We start from the raw sequence: 18,119 nt of genomic DNA, 5'->3' as shown, positions 1-18,119 counted from the left end.
AAGCTATCAGTGGGTGGAATGAAAAATTGCAGTTGTCACCATTAGATTACCATGGCCATTTTCACCGCCGATAAATCTACCTTGCTCACCAAAAGTGAATGGGCAGATAAACGGAACCTTACCCATGATTTTAGCGATTTGTTCATATGTTGTTTGCAAATCATCACCCAACAAACGCATTGGTCCTGCACATATAATACACACAGCGCCCAATTTATTCATACCGAGAGGGTTATCCCGATGAGCTTCGGCCAGCACTCTGGCCGGACGGCTGATTAGTTGCTCACGGTTACCGGACATCAGGGTAATTTCATCACCTTCATTTATATTGGTAAATAGATGTAAGCCATTGTTATTACTCTTCCGAATTGGATGAGACAGTTTGTAATACTGCTGTTGTTTTGTAAATTCACCGGCAATTCGGCCGATGGGATACTGAGTGACCAACTCAAAAACAAACTCTTCTGGCACATCAACACCTGCATGGTCACTGATCCATTCGCGGTAAACTCGCTCAGCAGGTAGATGGTCTATTTCTATTAGTTCACGGCCACTGGCTTTGGTGACAGTTCCAGAAAATTCTGTTGGAGAGAAGCCTCCGCTAAATCCGGTCGATATTTTGTCTGAAGGATAAAATACCATTAGGGCCATGCCGTTAGAGCTGACTCCCAACTCAGAGAATACTGACCAATTGCCTTCTATTTCGGCGTCAGCTGCACTTCCGCCGATAATGGGGATCGCGGTGTGCAGCCGGCCATCAATGGCATCGATGATGGATTCCTCACTCCCCGGTGTAGCATGCAGCATGATAAAACTGGGCAATTCACCGACTCGATCAGCTTGCTCAATAGCACTTTCCAATGCCTTTATGGCCGCGATATCGATAGGTTGCTGGCTGTCGAAATTGATTAACCCCGTACCGTACGCACTCAGGCCTTCATCATATATAAGTAACAGACCGATAACAGGCCCCTGATGGATACCCCGCTCAGTTAGTAGCGCACCACATGTGCTACAACCGATAGTTGCGACATTAGGGAGACGCTGAGTGAGGTATTTCTGGATTTGCAGCGGAGAATAATCGCTAGTGTAATAGCAGACCACGCTGGCTAAGGATGTATGGTCGACGCCAGACAACAGGTCTTCCAGCGCCTCCGGTCCATCCGTCTTTTGGGATACTCGGGTCTCTATTTGCATAAGATTCTAGCCAATTCAACAAGTTATTGTCTTATACCTAATTCTTGCGCGATTTTACAGAATACTTGCATGTTAAGACTGAATAACGTGACTACATTTGAACTTTTACTCGACTAGCTTGGTTTTCAGGCCCTGAAATTTCTAACTCTAAGGTATTAACGGCTGGATCAGTGTCAATTATCCATTCTGTGGATGAACGCTTAGTGATCTCCATCTCGTTTTTGCTAATTATGACCATTCCGCTGTTATTTGCGCTTAAATGGATATTAGTTGCGGTTTTCTCAATTTTAAACTCAGTGGAGTGAACCTTGAAGGTACACATAACATCCGCTTTGCAATTGATAAATAATGGTGATTGGTACGTTAGCGTGCGCCATGAGAATGCAATGATCAATATCACAAGTGTGACACTGATTTGTACCAAACGCCCTCTGGTAAGCTTTAGAGCAGCCATTAAAATGTGTTCTCCATGTAACAAAGTTCAAATTTTTGACATTAATGCTCAAAACCTGAACAACTGTAAGGTTACTATACTGTCATTGACTTGTTAATTGCAGTATAGTTGTCGCCTGAAAATGCCACTTTTTTTTAAAATCGGCAAGGACGTTGGCTAGTAATTAAGGCTTAATTTTCTTAAGGATTTGGGTGGCATTACGACTTCTGTCGTGTTGGAAAGTAAAGTGTAGTTAATTAAAAATTGGAAGCATGCAAATGAGCCAAGAAAAGCAGCTTGAACAAAACTACAACTATACGGTCGTTCGTCAGTTTACCCTGGTTACCATACTGTGGGGAATTGTCGGCATGGCTGTTGGTGTTTTGATTGCCGCTCAACTAGTATGGCCACAGCTCAACTTTGATACGCCGTGGTTGACGTACAGTCGCTTACGTCCACTGCATACTAATGCGGTTATTTTTGCGTTTGGTACCAGTGCCTTGTTCGCAACATCTTATTATGTTGTTCAACGTACCTGCCAAACTCGTTTATTTGGTGGCCCTCTTGTTCCATTTACCTTCTGGGGATGGCAAGCGATTATCCTGTCTGCCGCAATTTCTTTGCCACTGGGTTACACCTCGGGTAAAGAGTACGCAGAACTGGAATGGCCTATCGATATTGCCATTGCACTAGTGTGGGTAGCTTACGCAGTCGTGTTCTTCGGAACATTAATCAAGCGTAAAACTTCGCATATCTACGTAGCCAACTGGTTCTTCGGTGCCTTTATTATCACTGTTGCTGTATTGCACATTGTTAACAGTATGGCTATTCCAGTCAGTGCAGGTAAATCGTATTCGATTTACTCCGGCGCTGTCGATGCCATGGTCCAATGGTGGTACGGTCACAACGCAGTAGGTTTCCTTTTGACCGCTGGCTTCCTGGGTATGATGTACTACTTCGTGCCTAAGCAAGCTGAGCGTCCAGTTTATTCATACCGCCTGTCTATCGTCCACTTCTGGGCGTTGGTATCTCTGTATATCTGGGCTGGTCCACACCACTTGCACTACACTGCTCTGCCAGACTGGACTCAGTCTCTGGGTATGGTGATGTCTCTGGTACTGTTCGCACCTTCTTGGGGTGGTATGATCAACGGTATCATGACTCTGTCTGGTGCGTGGCATAAACTGCGTTACGACCCTATCCTGCGTTTCCTCATCGTTTCTCTTTCTTTCTACGGCATGTCGACCTTCGAAGGTCCAATGATGTCTATTAAGACTGTGAATGCCCTGTCCCACTACACTGACTGGACGATCGGTCACGTACACTCAGGTGCTCTGGGTTGGGTTGCGATGGTATCTATCGGTTCTGTATACCACTTGATACCACGTCTGTTCGGCCAGGAACGCATGTACTCAGTTGGTCTGATTAATGCTCACTTCTGGTTGGCAACAATTGGTACGGTTCTGTACATCGTTGCGATGTGGATTTCAGGCGTAATGCAAGGTCTGATGTGGCGCGCCGTTAACTCAGACGGTACGTTAACTTACAGCTTCGTTGAATCTGTACAGGCGTCTTACCCATTCTATACGGTTCGTTTCATTGGTGGTTTCATCTTCCTGGCAGGTATGTTCCTAATGGCATACAACGCTTATAAGACCATCACTGCACCAAAAGATAGCTTAAAAGCTATTCAGCAACCGGCATAAGGAGATTTAAAGAATGAGTTCTAATTCTAACAATCGCCACGAAGTTGTTGAACGCAATGTCGGTTTGCTCGCGATTTGTATCGTTTTCGCCATCAGTCTGGGTGCTTTGGTAGAAATCACTCCGTTGATCTTCCAAAAACAAACAACTGAACCAGTTGAGAACCTTCGTCCGTATACAGCTTTAGAGTTGGAAGGTCGTGACATTTACATCCGTGAAGGTTGTAACGTATGTCACAGCCAGATGATTCGTCCGTTCCGTGCGGAAACTGAACGTTATGGTCACTACTCTGTAGCTGGCGAAAGCGTTTGGGAACACCCATTCCTGTGGGGTTCTAAGCGTACTGGTCCGGATTTGGCTCGCGTAGGTGGTCGTTACTCAGATGAGTGGCACCGTGTCCACCTGATGGATCCACGTGAACTGGTTCCAGAGTCTAATATGCCTGGCTTCCCATGGCTGGCTGAAAACATGCTGGACGGTAAGCACACCCAACAGAAGCTGGAACTATTCCGCAATCAGTTTGGTGTACCTTACACAGACGAAGACATAGCTAACGCGACGAAAGTAGTTGAAGGAAAGTCAGAGATGGATGCCATCATCGCTTACCTTCAGTCTCTTGGTCACGCAATGAAGTAAGGGGTAATTATGGATATCGGTACTTTTCACAGTATTTGGACCGTATTGCTATTCGTTTGCTTTATCGGTGTCGTGTGGTGGGCTTACGGTAAAAGTCGTAAGTCCCGCTTCGACGAGGCGGCCAACCTTGTTTTTGCCGATGAACAGCAAGCCCCGACTAAAGAACAAGGAGTGACTAAGTAATGACTACATTTTGGAGTCTTTGGATCATCGTAATTACCGTAGGTACATTACTTGGCTGTGCTGCCGTCCTTTACTGGTGCCTGAAAGATAAAATGGGCGTCGAAGAAGGTGCAGACATGGGCCACGAGTACGACGGTATTCGCGAGCTGAACAACCCACTGCCAAAGTGGTGGACTTATCTATTTATCGGTACGTTTGTTTTTGCCGCTATCTATCTGACCCTGTATCCAGGTTTGGGTAATTTCAAAGGCGTTCTAGGCTGGCAGAGTTCTGACCAGACAGTTCGTTCTCTGGCAGAATCTAAAGCGTCTGTAGCAGCCGCGCAAGATAACAAACAGCTGGTGCAATACGCAAAAGAGCTGGATGATGCTGAAGCATATTTTGGTGAAGCATTCAAACGTCTGGCGTATGTGGAAGGCTCTAATGACCTTAGACCTATTCCTCAGATCGCAGCTGATTCTGAAGCAGTAAAAGTAGGTCAACGTTTGTTCCTGCAAAACTGTTCTCAGTGTCACGGCTCTGATGCGCGCGGTCAGCGTGGCTTCCCTAACCTGACCGACGATGCATGGCTGTATGGTGGTGAGCCAGAAGCTATCGTTACCACTATCGTGAATGGGCGTGTTGGTCAAATGCCTTCGTGGATTGATGCTTTTGGCGAAGATGGCGTTCAGGAAGTAGTAAGCTACACCCTGAGCCTGTCTGGCCGTAAAGTAAATGCACGTGAAGCTGAAGCGGGTAAAGCTCGATTCGTCGTCTGTGCAGCATGTCACGGTACTGATGGTAAAGGTAACCCAGCAGTGGGTGCACCAGATCTGACAGACAATGATTGGCTGTTCGGTGGTTCTCGCGCTGACGTGACTGAAACTGTAACTAATGGTCGTTCCGGCGTGATGCCAGCATGGAAAGACATACTGGGTGAAGATAAAATCCAGTTGGTTGCAGCTTACGTCTGGAGCCTGAGCAATTCCGATAATAAGTAACAATTCTAAAACAGCCCCTATCAAAGGGGCTGTCTTTTCTATACATTTAGCCTATCTTCTTTTTCGTTGTAGAGAACTTTTTTATGGTAAAGCCTTGGTATAAACAATTCTGGCCGTGGTTCCTGATTATTCTTCCATTGACAGTCGTTGTCTGGACACTGATTACAGTCTACGTTTTTTCGCAGAATTCAGTCTCTTTGGTCACTGAGGATTACTATAAAAAAGGTAAAGGCATCAACGTAGACCTTTCAAAAATTAACGTTGCCAAAGAGCTTGGACTGAAAGCCACCATCCAATCTCAGGATAATGCCGTGGTGATCCGATTGGATAAAGGCAAGTTAGAACACTACCCTGCGGTCAAGGCGATGTTTGCTCATCGCACCCTTGCGGATCGTGATTTTTCGCAGCTGATCACAGCTGATGCCAAAGGCAATTATCGCCTTACTCTGACTGAGCCACTGCAAGGTCCGTGGTTTATTGAACTTACTCCACACGATGAGCTCTGGTTAGTACAAGGCCGGGTGAACTTCCCATCTTCCATCGCTATCGAGCTCAATAACTAAACGCTATGTGTGAATCGTGTTATCACTGCGGTGAAGAGGTACCAGCAGACACGGACTACAAAGTCGAAATACTGGGTGAGATCCGTGATATGTGTTGCCCCGGCTGTCAAACAGTGGCGCAAACTATCGTCGACAGTGGCCTGGTCTCTTACTACCAATATCGCACTGCTCCCGCAGAAAAGGCTGATTTAGTTCCAGAACAACTCCAGGCGTTGATCCATTATGACAATGAAGACGTGCAAGCCGAGTTTGTCCGAAATCAGGACGATAGCGGACAATGAAGACGTGCAAGCCGAGTTTGTCCGAAATCAGGACGATAGCGCCGAGGTCACCTTGTCTTTAGAAGGCGTGTCTTGCGCTGCTTGCGCCTGGCTTATCGAGAAGCAAGTTGCCAATAAACCAGGCGTGCTGTCTGTCAGGGTTAATACTACCACCAACCGCGCGCTGCTTAGCTGGGACAAGTCTAAAACCCGATTAAGCGAACTATTATCCGTTATTCATAAACTGGGTTACAAAGCGGCCCCGTTTGAAGCCGATCAACAAGAAGCCTCTTACCATCAGGCAATGAAACAATACCTGTATCGTCTTGGTATTGCTGGCCTTGCCACAATGCAGGTGATGATGTTGGCGGTTGCGCTGTATCTGGAAGTGTTTGGTGATTTGGACACGGAGTTTAAAAATTACTTTCGCTGGGTCAGTTTGATTTTCGCCACACCGGTGCTGCTCTACTCGGCGCTGCCGTTTTATATCAATGCCTGGCGCAGTATTAAAGGCCGAACCTTGGGCATGGATGTTCCGGTTTCACTGGCATTGATCTTTGCCTATGTTGCCAGTCTTATCGCTACCGTTACGCAGCAGGGTGAAGTGTTCTTTGAATCGATTTCCATGTTCACTTTCTTCCTATTGGTTGGGCGTTATCTGGAAATGCGCGCCAGACGCAAAGCTGCAGCGGCGAGTGGTAACCTGCTCAAGTTAATCCCCGCAATCGCCACGAAACTGGACGGTGAGCAGATCCCGGTGAAGTCCCTCAAGGTTGGCGATAAGATTCGTGTCCTTCCGGGCGAACATATCCCGGCAGACGGAAGAATACTGAGTAATCGGGTTCATATTGACGAATCAATGTTGACCGGTGAGTCGGTTCCAGTCGCGAAACAAGCCAATGACACGGTGTTTGCCGGTACCTTGAATGGTGAAGAAGCATTTGAGCTTGAAGTGCTCGCCCTTAAGGCTGACTCAGTTATTTCTAACATTGTCCGCCTGCAGGATGCCGCTCAGCTATCGAAACCCAAGCTTGCCGAAATTGCCGACGTGGTCGCGCGTTATTTTGTTGCTGTCATCCTGATTATTGCTGCAGGCACCTGGCTTTATTGGCATCAGCACCAGCCAGATGATGCGTTCTGGATCATGTTGTCGGTCCTGGTTGCAACCTGCCCCTGTGCATTATCACTGGCTACGCCAACTGCGATTACCTGTGCTACGTCCAGAATGGGTAACTTTGGCATCTTATTGCGTAAAAGCCACGTGTTTGAAACCCTGTGTAAAGTGAACCATCTTGTGGTCGACAAAACCGGCACACTGACTCAGGGAAAAATCGAGCTGCAGCAGGTCACTACTTTTCACAACCAGGACGAAAATACCGTACTGTCTCTGGCGGCGGCACTTGAATCCCATGCCAACCACCCTATCGCAAAAGCCTTTGCCAAATATGAAGACGCAGCTGTAGACGTCGAGCAGATAGAAAACGTCATTGGTAGCGGAGTTCAAGGCACCTATCAGGGTAAACTGGTAAAAATCGGCAGCGCAGAATTTATTCAGCCAGACGCTGACAACATTGTAGCTAACGGCATCTATCTGTCGGTAGATGGTCAGCATCAGGCGACGTTTGTTTATCACGATCCGGTCCGGAAAGAATCCGCTCAACTGATCAGCCAGTTCCGCCAAGCCGGTATGAAAGTAACCCTACTCACGGGCGATACAGAGCAGAACGCGCTGCCCATTGCAGAGCAGTTTGGCATAGAGCATGTTATTGCCAGCGCAAAACCGCAGGACAAACTGTCTTACCTTAAGCAGCTTCCTTCCGACGACATTAGTATGATGATCGGCGATGGCATCAACGATGCCCCTACTCTTGCCGGGGCCCATCTATCCGTTGCGATGGGCGGCGGCACTGACGTTGCAAAAGCTTCTGCGGATATGGTCCTGCTTGGCGACAACTTGGCTAATTTGCTAGAAGCACGTAAACTGGCACTGCAAACCAGATCAATCATCAGGCAGAATCTGGCGTGGTCATTGGGCTACAATGTGTTGATTTTGCCTCTGGCCGTTTCAGGTTTAGTGGCCCCCTATTTTGCCGTAGTGGGTATGTCCGCCAGTTCTATTATTGTCGTGTCTAATTCGTTGCGGCTGCTCAAAAATCAAGGTTGAACATGGAAAGTCTCTACATCTTAATTCCAATTGCTATCGTACTGGTTTGTGTTGCCGTGGCGATATTTCTATGGGCGGTAAAAAACGAGCAGTTTGAAGATTTAGAACGTCAGGGACACAGTATTCTGTTTGATGAAGATCAGCAGAACAAGGATCAGCACAAATGACACCAGACTGGCTGGGAGCGTTTGTCGTCGGCCTGCTTGGTTCAGGTCACTGCATGGGAATGTGTGGTGGCATCGCTTCCATGCTGTCGCTTGGCAGCAACAAACCATCAGCGGCTGTGCCGATCTATTACAATTTTGGCCGAATTGTAAGCTACTGCTTTGTTGGTGCCCTGGTTGGCGGAACCGTGGCGTCGGTCGCCGAATTCAGCAACGTAAACCAGGTGCTGGTCTGGCTTCGCTTATTAGCGGCACTGCTGATGATCGTTTTAGCTTGCTATATCGGACGTTGGTGGTTCGGTCTGTTAACCATAGAAAAGGTCGGCCAGTCACTCTGGCGCTTCATTTCTCCCGTTGGCAAACGCTTTTTGCCAATTAAAGCCCCCATACACGCGCTGCCATTTGGTTTTATCTGGGGATGGTTACCTTGTGGATTAGTCTATTCGACGTTGACCTGGTCAGCGGTGTCAGGTAGTGCAACCAATGGTGCCTTGGTGATGGCGGCGTTTGGGTTAGGCACTTTACCAGCAATGCTTCTTGTCGGGTACGGAGCTTCTAAATTTTCACAGCTACAGCAGTCAAAGGTATTTAGAAACTCGGCCGCAATTGTACTACTTATCTATGGTGTTTATACCGCCGTGAACGCGGTAAAAATTTTGCTAAACATGAGTTAGATAATTGTGCCACATCGCCTTTTTGCCCTACCTTTTAGGGGTAATGGGTGCTAAAATATTGACGTACATCAAATCGTGAAAGGTTATTATGATTTCTGAAAAGCCGGCGACAAAACGAATTCAATCAGGGGGTTGCGCCATCCACTGTCAGGATTGCAGCATCAGCCAATTGTGTATTCCTTTTACGCTTAATGAGTCTGAACTGGACCAGTTAGATCAAATTATTGAGCGTAAAAAGCCGATTCAAAAAGGACAGGAGCTTTTCAAAGCGGGTGACGAATTGAAATCGCTCTATGCGATTCGTTCAGGCACGATAAAAAGCTACACCATTACAGAGCAAGGTGATGAACAGATCACTGCGTTCCACCTGGCGGGCGATTTAGTTGGCTTTGATGCCATCACTTCTGATATGCACCCTAGTTTCGCGCAAGCACTGGAAACTTCTATGGTCTGTGAAATTCCATACGAAATCCTGGATGACTTGTCAGGCAAAATGCCTAAGCTTCGTCAGCAAATTATGCGCTTGATGAGTAACGAGATTAAAGGTGATCAGGAAATGATCCTGTTGCTGTCAAAGAAAAACGCCGAAGAGAGACTGGCTGCATTTTTATACAACCTATCTACCCGTTTCTCCCAGCGTGGTTTTAGTCCAAGAGAGTTTCGTCTTACCATGACCCGTGGTGATATCGGTAACTATCTGGGTTTAACGGTTGAAACGATCAGCCGTCTGCTTGGCCGTTTCCAAAAATCAGACATCCTGAGCGTTAAAGGCAAATATATCACTATTCTGGACCATGACGCGCTGATGGATCTGGCTGGTGTGTCAAAAGAATCTTAATAACATCAATGATGTAGCTCAAAAATGAGCTACATCATACTTCTTCCCTTCCTACTGCACTTTTGCTAATAATCTCCAGCCAACTAGGCTAAAGTATTCATAGGATCCTCCTCATCTCTAAGGAGTCTATATGAGTATCTATAACAAGATTCTGGCAGTCGCAGACATCAACAAAGATGAACAACCCGCCCTGGCGCGTGCGATACAACTGGCTGAAAAGAGCCGCTCTCGCAGTCACGTGACTTTCTTTCTGTCTATTTACGATTTTTCCTATGACATGACCTCTATGCTATCGATAGATGAGCGTGATGCCATGCGCAGAGGCGTGATTCAGCAGCGTGAGGAGTGGATGAGGTCAGTAGCCAAACCTTACGTTAGCGAAGATATAGATTTTGAAGTTAAAGTGGTATGGCACAATCGCCCTTATGAAGCGATCATCGCTGAAGTGTTTGCCGGCGAACACGATATCCTGATTAAAGCGACCCGTAAGCACGATGTGCTGGAGTCGGTCATCTTTACCCCGACAGACTGGCACCTATTGCGTAAATGTCCTTGCCCGGTATTACTGGTTAAAAATTCTGACTGGCCGGAAGATGCCAGCATTCTGGCTTCGGTCCATGTTGGTTCTGAAAATGACACTCACCTTGACCTCAATGATCGAATGGTGGAGCAACTTAAAAGCCTCTGTGAACGGTTAGGCGCCAAACCCTATCTGGTAAACGCTTATCCTGTAACTCCAGCCAATATCACCATTGAACTGCCCGAGTTTGACCCGGCAATGTATACCGACGCGGTGCGAGGTCATCACCTTACTGCGATGAAGGCACTACGACAAAAACACGGCTTAAATGAAGATCAGACCCTGGTCGATCAAGGTCTACCTGAAGACATTATTCCTCAGGCAGCAGAGAGTTATAACGCAGCGATGGTGATCATAGGTACTACCGGACGAACTGGTCTGTCTGCGGTATTCATCGGTAATACTGCCGAGCACGTCATCGATAAGATTAACTGCGATGTTCTCGCGCTAAAACCTCAGGGCTACATTAGCCCGCTGGATCCCAAAACCGCCACCTGACCATTACTGATTTCCCCTTCACTACGAAGGGGAAATTTTTACCACAAACTCTATTATCGCTGGCATCTGGCGTATTTATCCGTATCATACCCACTTCTTTTTTGTATAGAAGTACGATTGAAACGGCAAGCGAATGACAGAGCAAACTCAAGAGCGCAGTAAGGCGCAGCAATACAACTTCAACAAACTGCAGAAACGGATCCGTCGTAATACCGGTCAGGCTATCCAGGATTTCAATATGATTGAAGATGGCGACCGTATTATGGTCTGCCTGTCCGGAGGCAAAGACAGCTTTACTTTGCTGGACATGTTGATGAGTTTGCAGAAAAGTGCCCCGATTTCATTCAGCTTAATCGCGGTAAACCTGGATCAGAAACAACCGGGTTTTCCTGAGCATATTTTGCCTGAGTACCTCGACCAATTAGGTGTAGAGTACAAAATTGTCGAAGAAGATACCTACTCTATCGTTCAAGACAAGATCCCTGAAGGTAAAACCACTTGTTCACTCTGCTCGCGCCTGCGTCGCGGCATTCTGTACCGCACCGCTAAAGAGCTGGGCGCGACAAAAATTGCCCTAGGCCACCACCGCGATGACATCCTTGAAACGCTGTTTTTGAACATGTTCCACGGCGGAAAAATGAAAGCCATGCCACCAAAACTGGTGTCAGATAATGGCGAGCACGTTGTGATTCGTCCGCTGGCCTATTGCCGTGAAAAAGACATCATCAAATATTCTGAGCTGCGCGAATACCCGATTATTCCGTGTAACCTGTGTGGATCGCAGCCTAACCTTCAGCGCCAAGCCATCAAGCAGATGCTGAATGACTGGGACAAACGCTATCCAGGCCGAATCGAAACCATGTTCCGGGCAATGCAGAATGTGGTCCCAAGCCACCTGGCTGATTTCGAACTGTTCGATTTTAAGTCGATTGATAAAGACTCTGGCGTCATCAACGGCGGCGATATCGGCTTTGATAAAGAAGAGATGCCGACAGCATCAGATTTCCAGGAAGCCGAAGATGTGCAGAGCTTTGATCCTAAGCTGGCTCTGGATGTAACCAACATCTAGTTTCACCATTTAGAGAAACAAAAAGGGGCGAATATCGCCCCTTTTTGTTTTGCAGTCGATCTACTTGCGCGCGTCTGGTAAGTACGGCAACACCCTGATAGTGCTTGCAGGCAGGGTGATATAACCTCCCTTACCGATTTCATCTAAGGTGATTTGGGCTTTGCCATTGATAAGCTCAGCAACTTTTCCATTGGAAAACTCGATTACCCCTTCAGTCTTAGCGGGGAATTCAAATGTCAGCCCTTCGACTTCCGGAGTAAACCAGCTGGCAAACATTCCACCCAGGCCTTCTAACAGTGCCTGCATTTGTGGCAATAAGTTGGCCATCTGCTGATCTGTCACTTTCCCGTCGAACTGTTGTCGCGCCATCACTACCGTGGAAAAATCACAGCGCAAATCTTGCGGCGTACGTACAAACACTAACGGGTTGGCTTGTTTGAGGTTGTTATCCAGTGGTAACAGCAGCTCTTTGCTAGGAGCCACTTTAAGCTCCTCGTAATGCTGTTCTTTCTCCATCCAGGCTTTTTCAATCTCACAAAGCTGTTTGGATTGCGCGTTAACAAAAAAGATACCAACTTTTACATCGTCGTGTCCTTCCTCTACATTATTCTTCAACTGACTGAATAACTTAGAGTAGGTAAACATATATTCTTGCGCACTCGCAGGTACGGCACTCAACAGGCTCAAACCCGTCAGTAAAACGGTGGTAATTTTATTCATTATTGTGGGTTTCCCAATGACTTTGGTTGTGGCGAATCATAGCTTTCAGGTCATTGACGTAATCGAGACCTCGCTCCGAGTATTTAAGCAGCCCGTCAGTGAGATGGAGGGCAGATTCAGTGCCTAGAAGATCTTTGCCTTGTTCAACTAATGCTTCCCGTAACTGGCGAAGCTCCTGATAGGCGGCGTTGCGGTTCACATTCATGAAATAGTTGTGAATAGACTGCTGAGCGGACTTAAATTTGGCGACTTCGTGCGTCATGCCCTCTACCCGGCTTAAAGGCACTAAGCCACACCCTTGCTGATAACACCACTGACCGAAGTAGTTGTTACCCTGCCTGGCAAATCGTGACGTACCCCAGGCCGATTCGTTAGCGGCTTGAGTCAGAACCAGCGGATACGGGATCACATTGACTCGCACGAGCATTTCGTCAAACCAGTCTAAAGAGAACTCATTCTTCTCGATTGGTAAGTCATATTTGCGCGCCAGACGATTTAGCTGTTTAGTCTGTTTGTCCGATAGCTTGCTTTGCTGAAAACTCTTTTTGGCCCCGTCAAGTACGCTACGTTCTTGCAGAATGCGCTGGTTCTCGTAAGCCACTCCAGGCAGCAAGAATCCAAAAAATGCACTCTTCTTTTCATTCACGTCACTAAAGGACGAGAAATCGGGCGCCTCTCCTACCGGATGACCATCAAGGTCTTGCAGATAGTCCACTCGATCACGGGTAGAAACATCCGCCGTGACCTGATAACGATAAAAGCTACAACTGGCCAGCAACACGGTAGTGGCCAGGAGCAATAATTCTGTTTTACGCATCGAAAGTCTGTGATTGATTGTTGTCGTGGTTGCGTGGCGGCTGGTCATTATCGTCGTCGCTATGGTTATCCTTAGCCACAATTTTTAGTTTTATACCAAACATATTGCGGTAGATAATGCCCTTCGCATGGAAAAATAGTGGCAGCACTATAATTAGGCCAATGCCATAAAACATGGCAGCCAGAACGAATAATAACATCAATATCAGATAGATACCTGCAATCGCAAACAATTTTTTATTGACTGCACGCAGAGACAACAGCAGAGACTGCATTGGCGTAATGCGTTTTTCACAAATCAGTAAAATGGCATTGCTGAACGCCAGTGACAGATACATTGAAAGAAATGGCACCAACATTCCGGCAATTCCCTGCAGCACCAGACTGAAGAGCGTCGCAATGATCACCGGAATGGTGAATTGAAGTCCCTTTCCGATATGACCTAAACGGGTGGATAGACCGGCGGAATGGCTCATCGCCATTAAGCTGATACCAGCGTAAATGGGGGCACTGATCACTTCATAGCTGAAGTTCGCAACAAAAATCGCCTGAATGATAGACTGATCAAACAGTTGCGGATCTTGGATGGCATCTAATAATCGCGCTGCGTCTCCCAGTTGTAACTCTAGTGCGATATAGAATATAGCCACTTGGACCGCCATGAGGATAATGATGGCCGGTGAAAATGACCAGAAATGCTTTATGGTATTCTTCCAGGCTTCACCAAGCACTTCGGTGACTTTTAGCTGGTACTTGCCAGACAACGCCTGATCTATCGACCCGCCGAGGTTAAAGTCTTGTTCAATTTCTTTATTCATCTATCCTTTCCAAGGTATGACTGTAATGTTCAACTTAGTCGTTGATATATTATGCGCCATTATACTTAAATGCACCTTGCGCCAAAATCCGATCTACACGTTTCGATACTTTTAACTGTTAATTGAGCAATATTTCGACAGCTTTACTTTACAATCAGCCACTTCAGCCAGTTCGTATATCGATGCTAACTGATTGAACTTGAAAATACAGTCAACGTGAATGATTATGGTAGAACTAATATAACTGCTCTAATCAACGCAATGATGAACACTTTTGATATGCAGCTTGGCATGTCAGTCGAATCAAATAGAAAGTGAAGTAGATTTAATGAAACAACGCGTACTTGCCGCACTTTTCTGTACCTGCGCTCTGTCGACAGGCTCTGCATTTGCCGCCGAGCCTGTATTGAATTTTTATAATTGGTCAGACTATATCCCGAGTGAGATATTGGATGACTTTAGTGAGCAAACTGGCATTAAAGTCATCTACTCCACATACGATAACAATGAGTCGATGTACGACAGTTTGCTCAACAATCCCACCGCGTACGATTTAGTCATTCCGTCGAGCTATTATGTCTCTTTAATGCGGCGCGAGGGGCTATTGCTACCACTGGACAAATCAAGACTATCTAACTTTGAACAGTTAGATCCGCAGTATCTGAATAAATCATTTGATCCGAACAATCAGTTTTCAGTTCCGTATGTTTGGGGAGCGACCGGCATCGGTGTCAATGCCGATATGCTAAACGCACAGTCAATCAGTAACTGGGCAGATCTGTGGGATCAGAAATGGGAAAGCCAGCTGATTTTATTAGATGACGCGCGTGAGGTGTTTCATATTGCTCTGGTGAAACTTGGCTTTTCGCCCAATACCCAAGATCCGGAACAAATCAAAGCGGCCTACCAAGAGCTACGTAACTTACTGCCGAATGTTTTAATGTTTAATTCTCAGTATCCTTCAGCCTCATTCCTGTCAGGTGAAGTTTCGCTGGGGATGTTATGGAGTGGTTCTGCATACAGGGCGCGTCAGGATGGTTCACCTGTAAACATTATCTGGCCAGAAAACGGCACCATATTGTGGATGGACAGCCTGGTTATTCCTGCAGATGCACAAAACAAAGAAGCCGCCTACCAGATGATCAACTTTTTGCTTAAACCAGACAACGCAGCCAAAATCAGTCTGGAAATGGGTTATCCCTCACCTGTTAAAGGGGTAGATAAGCTGTTACCGCGAAACTTCCAGGAAGACGATCAGATTTATCCGCCGCTAAGGGTTATGGAAACCGGAATTTGGCAAGGCGATGTGGGGCCAGCGGTTGAGTTATACAACGATTATTATCAACAGCTTAAATCCGAGCTGGGTAAGCAGTAATGTTGCCCCCAATACGGGGGCTTGAAAAACGGGTGTTAAGCATGTTTTTGTTTTGGCCGCTGAGCGGACAAAATTTCTTCCACTAGCCTCGGCACTTCTACACTTGCTTTTCCGTAACGCTTTTCCTGAAATTCACTCTCTATAGCACTCGGTTCGAGGTTGATTTCTATTGAGTGGGCTCCATGCATTCGCGCATCGTGAACAAACCCGGCAGCCGGATAGACAACACCAGATGTGCCGATAGAGACAAACAGATCTGCGTTTTCCAGCGCATGATAGATGTCGCCCATTCTTAGTGGCATTTCGCCGAACCAAACTACATGTGGTCTGAGCTGGGCTGGCATCTGGCAGCAATGACATAAATCGCCGGTATGGATATCACCGAGCTCTTCGATTACCTGGTTGGAATGGCTGCAGCGAGCTTTGAGCAGTTCACCATGCATGTGAATTACGTTAGTGCTGCCGCCCCTTTCGTGCAGGTTATCGATATTCTGGGTGATTATGGTCACAGAACCTTCCAGCTCCTGCTCTAATCGCCCCAGAGCCTCGTGAGCTAGATTGGGATGAATAGTGGGATCTTGCAGCTTGCGCCGGCGCTGATTATAAAAATCCTGCACCAAGTCCGGATTACGATCAAAACCTTCTGGCGTTGCAACATCTTCGATATGGTGGTTTTCCCACAGCCCGTCCTGAGCACGGAAAGTCTGAATGCCGGATTCGGCTGAAATACCTGCTCCAGTCAGCACTACAACGTTACGATATGGAAAACTCATAACTCATCCCTGTCTAAAAACTACGTAATTTAGTTTAGCACCGACGCCAGGACAACAGTAGTTACAGGGAATACGACATAAGTCGAAGTACAGTACGTTTTAGTCACTTCTGTGAAGTAAAACGATAACAGGAGCGAGAATCGCTCCTGTGGGTTGAATTAATCTTCCGAAGTTGCGGAGATTTTGTGAATTGCCAAGTCTGCCCCGTTGTACTCATCTTCTTCAGATAGACGCAGGCCCATCACTTGGTGCACGACACCGTAGACCAGGTACGCTCCTACCACGGCTACTGCAATACCAATCAAGGTGCCCAGCAGTTGCACGGTGAAGCTCACTCCGCCGAGTCCGCCAAATGCAGACTGACCAAAGATACCTGCGGCAATACCACCCCAGGCACCACAAACACCGTGCAGTGGCCAGACACCCAGGACATCATCAATCTTGGTTTTCTGGACCAACGTAAACAAGTAAACAAACAGCGCGCCAGCAATGACACCGGTCGCCAGTGCACCAATTGGGTGCATTAGGTCTGATCCCGCACATACCGCGACCAAGCCAGCCAAAGGACCATTGTGAATAAAGCCAGGGTCATTCTTGCCGGCGATTAATGCAGCAACAATGCCCCCTACCATCGCCATTAATGAGTTCATCGCGACCAAGCCACTGATCCCTTCAATGGTCTGTGCTGACATCACGTTAAAACCAAACCAGCCAACACACAGAATCCAGGCACCAAGCGCCAGAAATGGAATGTTGGACGGAGCGAAGTTGGTGTGCTTACCCGCGCGAATCCGGCCTTTTCTCATACCAAGAAAGTAAACCGCTACCAGTGCAATCCAGCCGCCAACACCATGGACAACAACCGAGCCGGCAAAATCGTGGAACGTAGCGCCAAACTGAATTTCAAACCACTCTTGTAGGCCGTAGTTGCCATTCCAGATCAAGCCTTCAAAAAATGGGTAGATAAAACCGACCGTGAAAAAGGTCGCCACCAATATCGGGTAGAATCGCGCTCGCTCGGCGATACCGCCAGACACAATCGCCGGAATAGCAGCAGCAAAGGTAAGCAGGAAGAAAAATTTCACCATTTCATAACCGTTGTTCTGAGCCAGCGTTGCTGCGTCGGCAAAAAACGTGGCGCCATAAGCGACCCAGTAGCCGATGAAAAAATAGGCTAATGCCGAAATGCCGAAGTCGGCCAATATTTTAACCAGAGCATTGACTTGGTTTTTTTGCCGTACCGTGCCCACTTCCAGAAATGCAAACCCCGCATGCATTAAGAACACCATAATGGCACCCAGAAGTAAAAACAGCGTATCTGAACTTTGAGTCAGAGTCTGAACGGCCCCGTATACCTGACTGGTTGTCACGCTCATTGTTATCATTCTCCATTCTCTTGTAGCGCACGCTTCCTGTGCACCAAAATATTTTTCTCACCAAATTGGTGACTAAATTATAAAGAATGCTTGGTAGCAAATTACATTCCAACCCTATTGATTGACGAGTAAATATCGACGAAATATTAATTATATCCTTAATTAACAACATGTTACATATTACAAATAAAAAGTCCATCGTGTGGTATCGATTAAGGCCAAACTAAAAATATCGCACCAATATGGCCCATTCGCACCATAATGATCCGCACAATTTTTGGTCACTGCACAAACGTGG

18 protein-coding genes and 1 pseudogene are annotated in these 18,119 nt (G+C 46.9%); 12 read left to right on the top strand and 7 right to left on the bottom strand.

Annotated elements, in window-relative coordinates; translation table 11 throughout:
- Window positions 1–6: 6 nt before the first annotated feature.
- Both ACQY6F_RS04410 and ACQY6F_RS04405 read right to left on the bottom strand, forming a co-directional pair.
- Complete coding sequence (locus tag ACQY6F_RS04410) at window positions 7–1,197, bottom strand: FIST signal transduction protein (RefSeq protein WP_428772485.1); 1,191 nt, start codon at window positions 1,195–1,197, stop codon at window positions 7–9.
- A 91-nt stretch (window positions 1,198–1,288) separates the two neighbouring features.
- A complete protein-coding gene (locus tag ACQY6F_RS04405; RefSeq protein WP_428772484.1) occupies window positions 1,289–1,651 on the bottom strand; it encodes a hypothetical protein in 363 nt (120 codons plus the stop codon).
- A 257-nt stretch (window positions 1,652–1,908) separates the two neighbouring features.
- Between ACQY6F_RS04405 and ccoN the strand changes: the two genes are divergently transcribed.
- The 11 genes and pseudogenes from ccoN to ttcA all read left to right on the top strand — a co-directional run bounded on the left by ccoN (window position 1,909) and on the right by ttcA (window position 11,943).
- Window positions 1,909–3,336: a cytochrome-c oxidase, cbb3-type subunit I gene (ccoN, locus tag ACQY6F_RS04400; RefSeq protein WP_428772483.1), complete on the top strand. Its 1,428-nt coding sequence runs from the start codon at window positions 1,909–1,911 to the stop codon at window positions 3,334–3,336.
- Between the two features lie 13 nt (window positions 3,337–3,349).
- Entirely contained in the window at window positions 3,350–3,970 is a 621-nt protein-coding gene (ccoO, locus tag ACQY6F_RS04395; RefSeq protein WP_428772482.1) for a cytochrome-c oxidase, cbb3-type subunit II, read from the top strand.
- Window positions 3,971–3,979: 9 nt separating this feature from the next.
- Window positions 3,980–4,153: a cbb3-type cytochrome oxidase subunit 3 gene (locus ACQY6F_RS04390; RefSeq protein WP_428772480.1), complete on the top strand. Its 174-nt coding sequence runs from the start codon at window positions 3,980–3,982 to the stop codon at window positions 4,151–4,153.
- Window positions 4,153–5,133 carry a cytochrome-c oxidase, cbb3-type subunit III gene (gene ccoP, locus ACQY6F_RS04385; RefSeq protein ID WP_428772479.1) on the top strand — a complete coding sequence of 327 codons (981 nt, stop codon included), beginning with the start codon at window positions 4,153–4,155 and terminating at the stop codon, window positions 5,131–5,133. Before ACQY6F_RS04390 ends, ccoP begins: the two co-directional genes overlap by 1 nt.
- 83 nt (window positions 5,134–5,216) lie before the next feature.
- On the top strand, window positions 5,217–5,696 hold the full coding sequence (locus tag ACQY6F_RS04380; protein WP_428772478.1) for a FixH family protein: 480 nt from the start codon (window positions 5,217–5,219) through the stop codon (window positions 5,694–5,696).
- 5 nt (window positions 5,697–5,701) lie between these two features.
- Window positions 5,702–8,120 (top strand): annotated as a pseudogene (locus ACQY6F_RS04375) (heavy metal translocating P-type ATPase).
- Window positions 8,121–8,122: 2 nt separating this feature from the next.
- Window positions 8,123–8,287, top strand: coding sequence for a cbb3-type cytochrome oxidase assembly protein CcoS (gene ccoS / locus ACQY6F_RS04370; protein WP_428772477.1), 165 nt, complete (start codon window positions 8,123–8,125; stop codon window positions 8,285–8,287).
- A complete protein-coding gene (locus ACQY6F_RS04365; RefSeq protein ID WP_428772476.1) occupies window positions 8,284–8,958 on the top strand; it encodes a sulfite exporter TauE/SafE family protein in 675 nt (224 codons plus the stop codon). The genes ccoS and ACQY6F_RS04365 overlap by 4 nt, the downstream gene beginning before the upstream one ends.
- An 88-nt stretch (window positions 8,959–9,046) precedes the next feature.
- Complete coding sequence (locus tag ACQY6F_RS04360; RefSeq protein WP_428772474.1) at window positions 9,047–9,796, top strand: FNR family transcription factor; 750 nt, start codon at window positions 9,047–9,049, stop codon at window positions 9,794–9,796.
- Window positions 9,797–9,926: 130 nt separating this feature from the next.
- Window positions 9,927–10,874 carry a universal stress protein UspE gene (gene uspE / locus ACQY6F_RS04355; RefSeq protein WP_428772472.1) on the top strand — a complete coding sequence of 316 codons (948 nt, stop codon included), beginning with the start codon at window positions 9,927–9,929 and terminating at the stop codon, window positions 10,872–10,874.
- Window positions 10,875–11,007: 133 nt separating this feature from the next.
- Window positions 11,008–11,943, top strand: a complete 936-nt coding sequence (gene ttcA / locus ACQY6F_RS04350) for a tRNA 2-thiocytidine(32) synthetase TtcA (protein WP_428772471.1) — start codon at window positions 11,008–11,010, stop codon at window positions 11,941–11,943.
- Window positions 11,944–12,003: 60 nt separating this feature from the next.
- On the opposite strand, the gene ACQY6F_RS04345 is transcribed toward ttcA, so the two are convergent.
- Genes ACQY6F_RS04345 through ACQY6F_RS04335 form a run of 3 tightly spaced genes read right to left on the bottom strand, consistent with a single transcriptional unit; the run spans window position 12,004 to window position 14,297 of the window.
- Window positions 12,004–12,663: a DUF2987 domain-containing protein gene (locus ACQY6F_RS04345; RefSeq protein ID WP_428772469.1), complete on the bottom strand. Its 660-nt coding sequence runs from the start codon at window positions 12,661–12,663 to the stop codon at window positions 12,004–12,006.
- Window positions 12,656–13,480, bottom strand: coding sequence for a glucosaminidase domain-containing protein (locus tag ACQY6F_RS04340; RefSeq protein ID WP_428772468.1), 825 nt, complete (start codon window positions 13,478–13,480; stop codon window positions 12,656–12,658). Before ACQY6F_RS04340 ends, ACQY6F_RS04345 begins: the two co-directional genes overlap by 8 nt.
- Window positions 13,473–14,297, bottom strand: a complete 825-nt coding sequence (locus tag ACQY6F_RS04335; RefSeq protein ID WP_428772467.1) for a hypothetical protein — start codon at window positions 14,295–14,297, stop codon at window positions 13,473–13,475. Before ACQY6F_RS04335 ends, ACQY6F_RS04340 begins: the two co-directional genes overlap by 8 nt.
- A gap of 328 nt (window positions 14,298–14,625) precedes the next feature.
- On the opposite strand from ACQY6F_RS04335, the gene ACQY6F_RS04330 reads away from it, so the two are divergent.
- Complete coding sequence (locus ACQY6F_RS04330) at window positions 14,626–15,672, top strand: extracellular solute-binding protein (RefSeq protein ID WP_428772466.1); 1,047 nt, start codon at window positions 14,626–14,628, stop codon at window positions 15,670–15,672.
- Window positions 15,673–15,707: 35 nt separating this feature from the next.
- Here the strand turns inward: ACQY6F_RS04330 and cobB are convergent, their stop codons facing one another.
- Together cobB and ACQY6F_RS04320 are read right to left on the bottom strand one after the other, a co-directional pair.
- Complete coding sequence (gene cobB / locus ACQY6F_RS04325) at window positions 15,708–16,445, bottom strand: Sir2 family NAD+-dependent deacetylase (RefSeq protein WP_428772465.1); 738 nt, start codon at window positions 16,443–16,445, stop codon at window positions 15,708–15,710.
- 158 nt (window positions 16,446–16,603) lie between these two features.
- Window positions 16,604–17,821 (bottom strand): ammonium transporter, encoded by a 1,218-nt coding sequence (locus ACQY6F_RS04320; protein ID WP_428772464.1) that lies wholly within the window; start codon window positions 17,819–17,821, stop codon window positions 16,604–16,606.
- Window positions 17,822–18,119: the final 298 nt, after the last annotated feature.

The organism is Vibrio sp., assembly GCF_050299255.1.
Taxonomy (GTDB): Bacteria; Pseudomonadota; Gammaproteobacteria; order Enterobacterales; family Vibrionaceae; genus Vibrio.
Note: the sequence above shows the minus strand (reverse complement) of the source record. Positions and strands in the feature narration are given on the sequence as shown.

What these genes read in the sequence shown, in the direction of transcription:
- ACQY6F_RS04410 (WP_428772485.1), bottom strand. Translation starts at nt 1,197, where the DNA reads ATGCAAATAGAGACCCGAGTATCCCAAAAGACGGATGGACCGGAGGCG.
- ACQY6F_RS04405 (WP_428772484.1), bottom strand. Translation starts at nt 1,651, where the DNA reads ATGGCTGCTCTAAAGCTTACCAGAGGGCGTTTGGTACAAATCAGTGTC.
- ccoN (WP_428772483.1), top strand. Translation starts at nt 1,909, where the DNA reads ATGAGCCAAGAAAAGCAGCTTGAACAAAACTACAACTATACGGTCGTT.
- ccoO (WP_428772482.1), top strand. Translation starts at nt 3,350, where the DNA reads ATGAGTTCTAATTCTAACAATCGCCACGAAGTTGTTGAACGCAATGTC.
- ACQY6F_RS04390 (WP_428772480.1), top strand. Translation starts at nt 3,980, where the DNA reads ATGGATATCGGTACTTTTCACAGTATTTGGACCGTATTGCTATTCGTT.
- ccoP (WP_428772479.1), top strand. Translation starts at nt 4,153, where the DNA reads ATGACTACATTTTGGAGTCTTTGGATCATCGTAATTACCGTAGGTACA.
- ACQY6F_RS04380 (WP_428772478.1), top strand. Translation starts at nt 5,217, where the DNA reads ATGGTAAAGCCTTGGTATAAACAATTCTGGCCGTGGTTCCTGATTATT.
- ccoS (WP_428772477.1), top strand. Translation starts at nt 8,123, where the DNA reads ATGGAAAGTCTCTACATCTTAATTCCAATTGCTATCGTACTGGTTTGT.
- ACQY6F_RS04365 (WP_428772476.1), top strand. Translation starts at nt 8,284, where the DNA reads ATGACACCAGACTGGCTGGGAGCGTTTGTCGTCGGCCTGCTTGGTTCA.
- ACQY6F_RS04360 (WP_428772474.1), top strand. Translation starts at nt 9,047, where the DNA reads ATGATTTCTGAAAAGCCGGCGACAAAACGAATTCAATCAGGGGGTTGC.
- uspE (WP_428772472.1), top strand. Translation starts at nt 9,927, where the DNA reads ATGAGTATCTATAACAAGATTCTGGCAGTCGCAGACATCAACAAAGAT.
- ttcA (WP_428772471.1), top strand. Translation starts at nt 11,008, where the DNA reads ATGACAGAGCAAACTCAAGAGCGCAGTAAGGCGCAGCAATACAACTTC.
- ACQY6F_RS04345 (WP_428772469.1), bottom strand. Translation starts at nt 12,663, where the DNA reads ATGAATAAAATTACCACCGTTTTACTGACGGGTTTGAGCCTGTTGAGT.
- ACQY6F_RS04340 (WP_428772468.1), bottom strand. Translation starts at nt 13,480, where the DNA reads ATGCGTAAAACAGAATTATTGCTCCTGGCCACTACCGTGTTGCTGGCC.
- ACQY6F_RS04335 (WP_428772467.1), bottom strand. Translation starts at nt 14,297, where the DNA reads ATGAATAAAGAAATTGAACAAGACTTTAACCTCGGCGGGTCGATAGAT.
- ACQY6F_RS04330 (WP_428772466.1), top strand. Translation starts at nt 14,626, where the DNA reads ATGAAACAACGCGTACTTGCCGCACTTTTCTGTACCTGCGCTCTGTCG.
- cobB (WP_428772465.1), bottom strand. Translation starts at nt 16,445, where the DNA reads ATGAGTTTTCCATATCGTAACGTTGTAGTGCTGACTGGAGCAGGTATT.
- ACQY6F_RS04320 (WP_428772464.1), bottom strand. Translation starts at nt 17,821, where the DNA reads ATGAGCGTGACAACCAGTCAGGTATACGGGGCCGTTCAGACTCTGACT.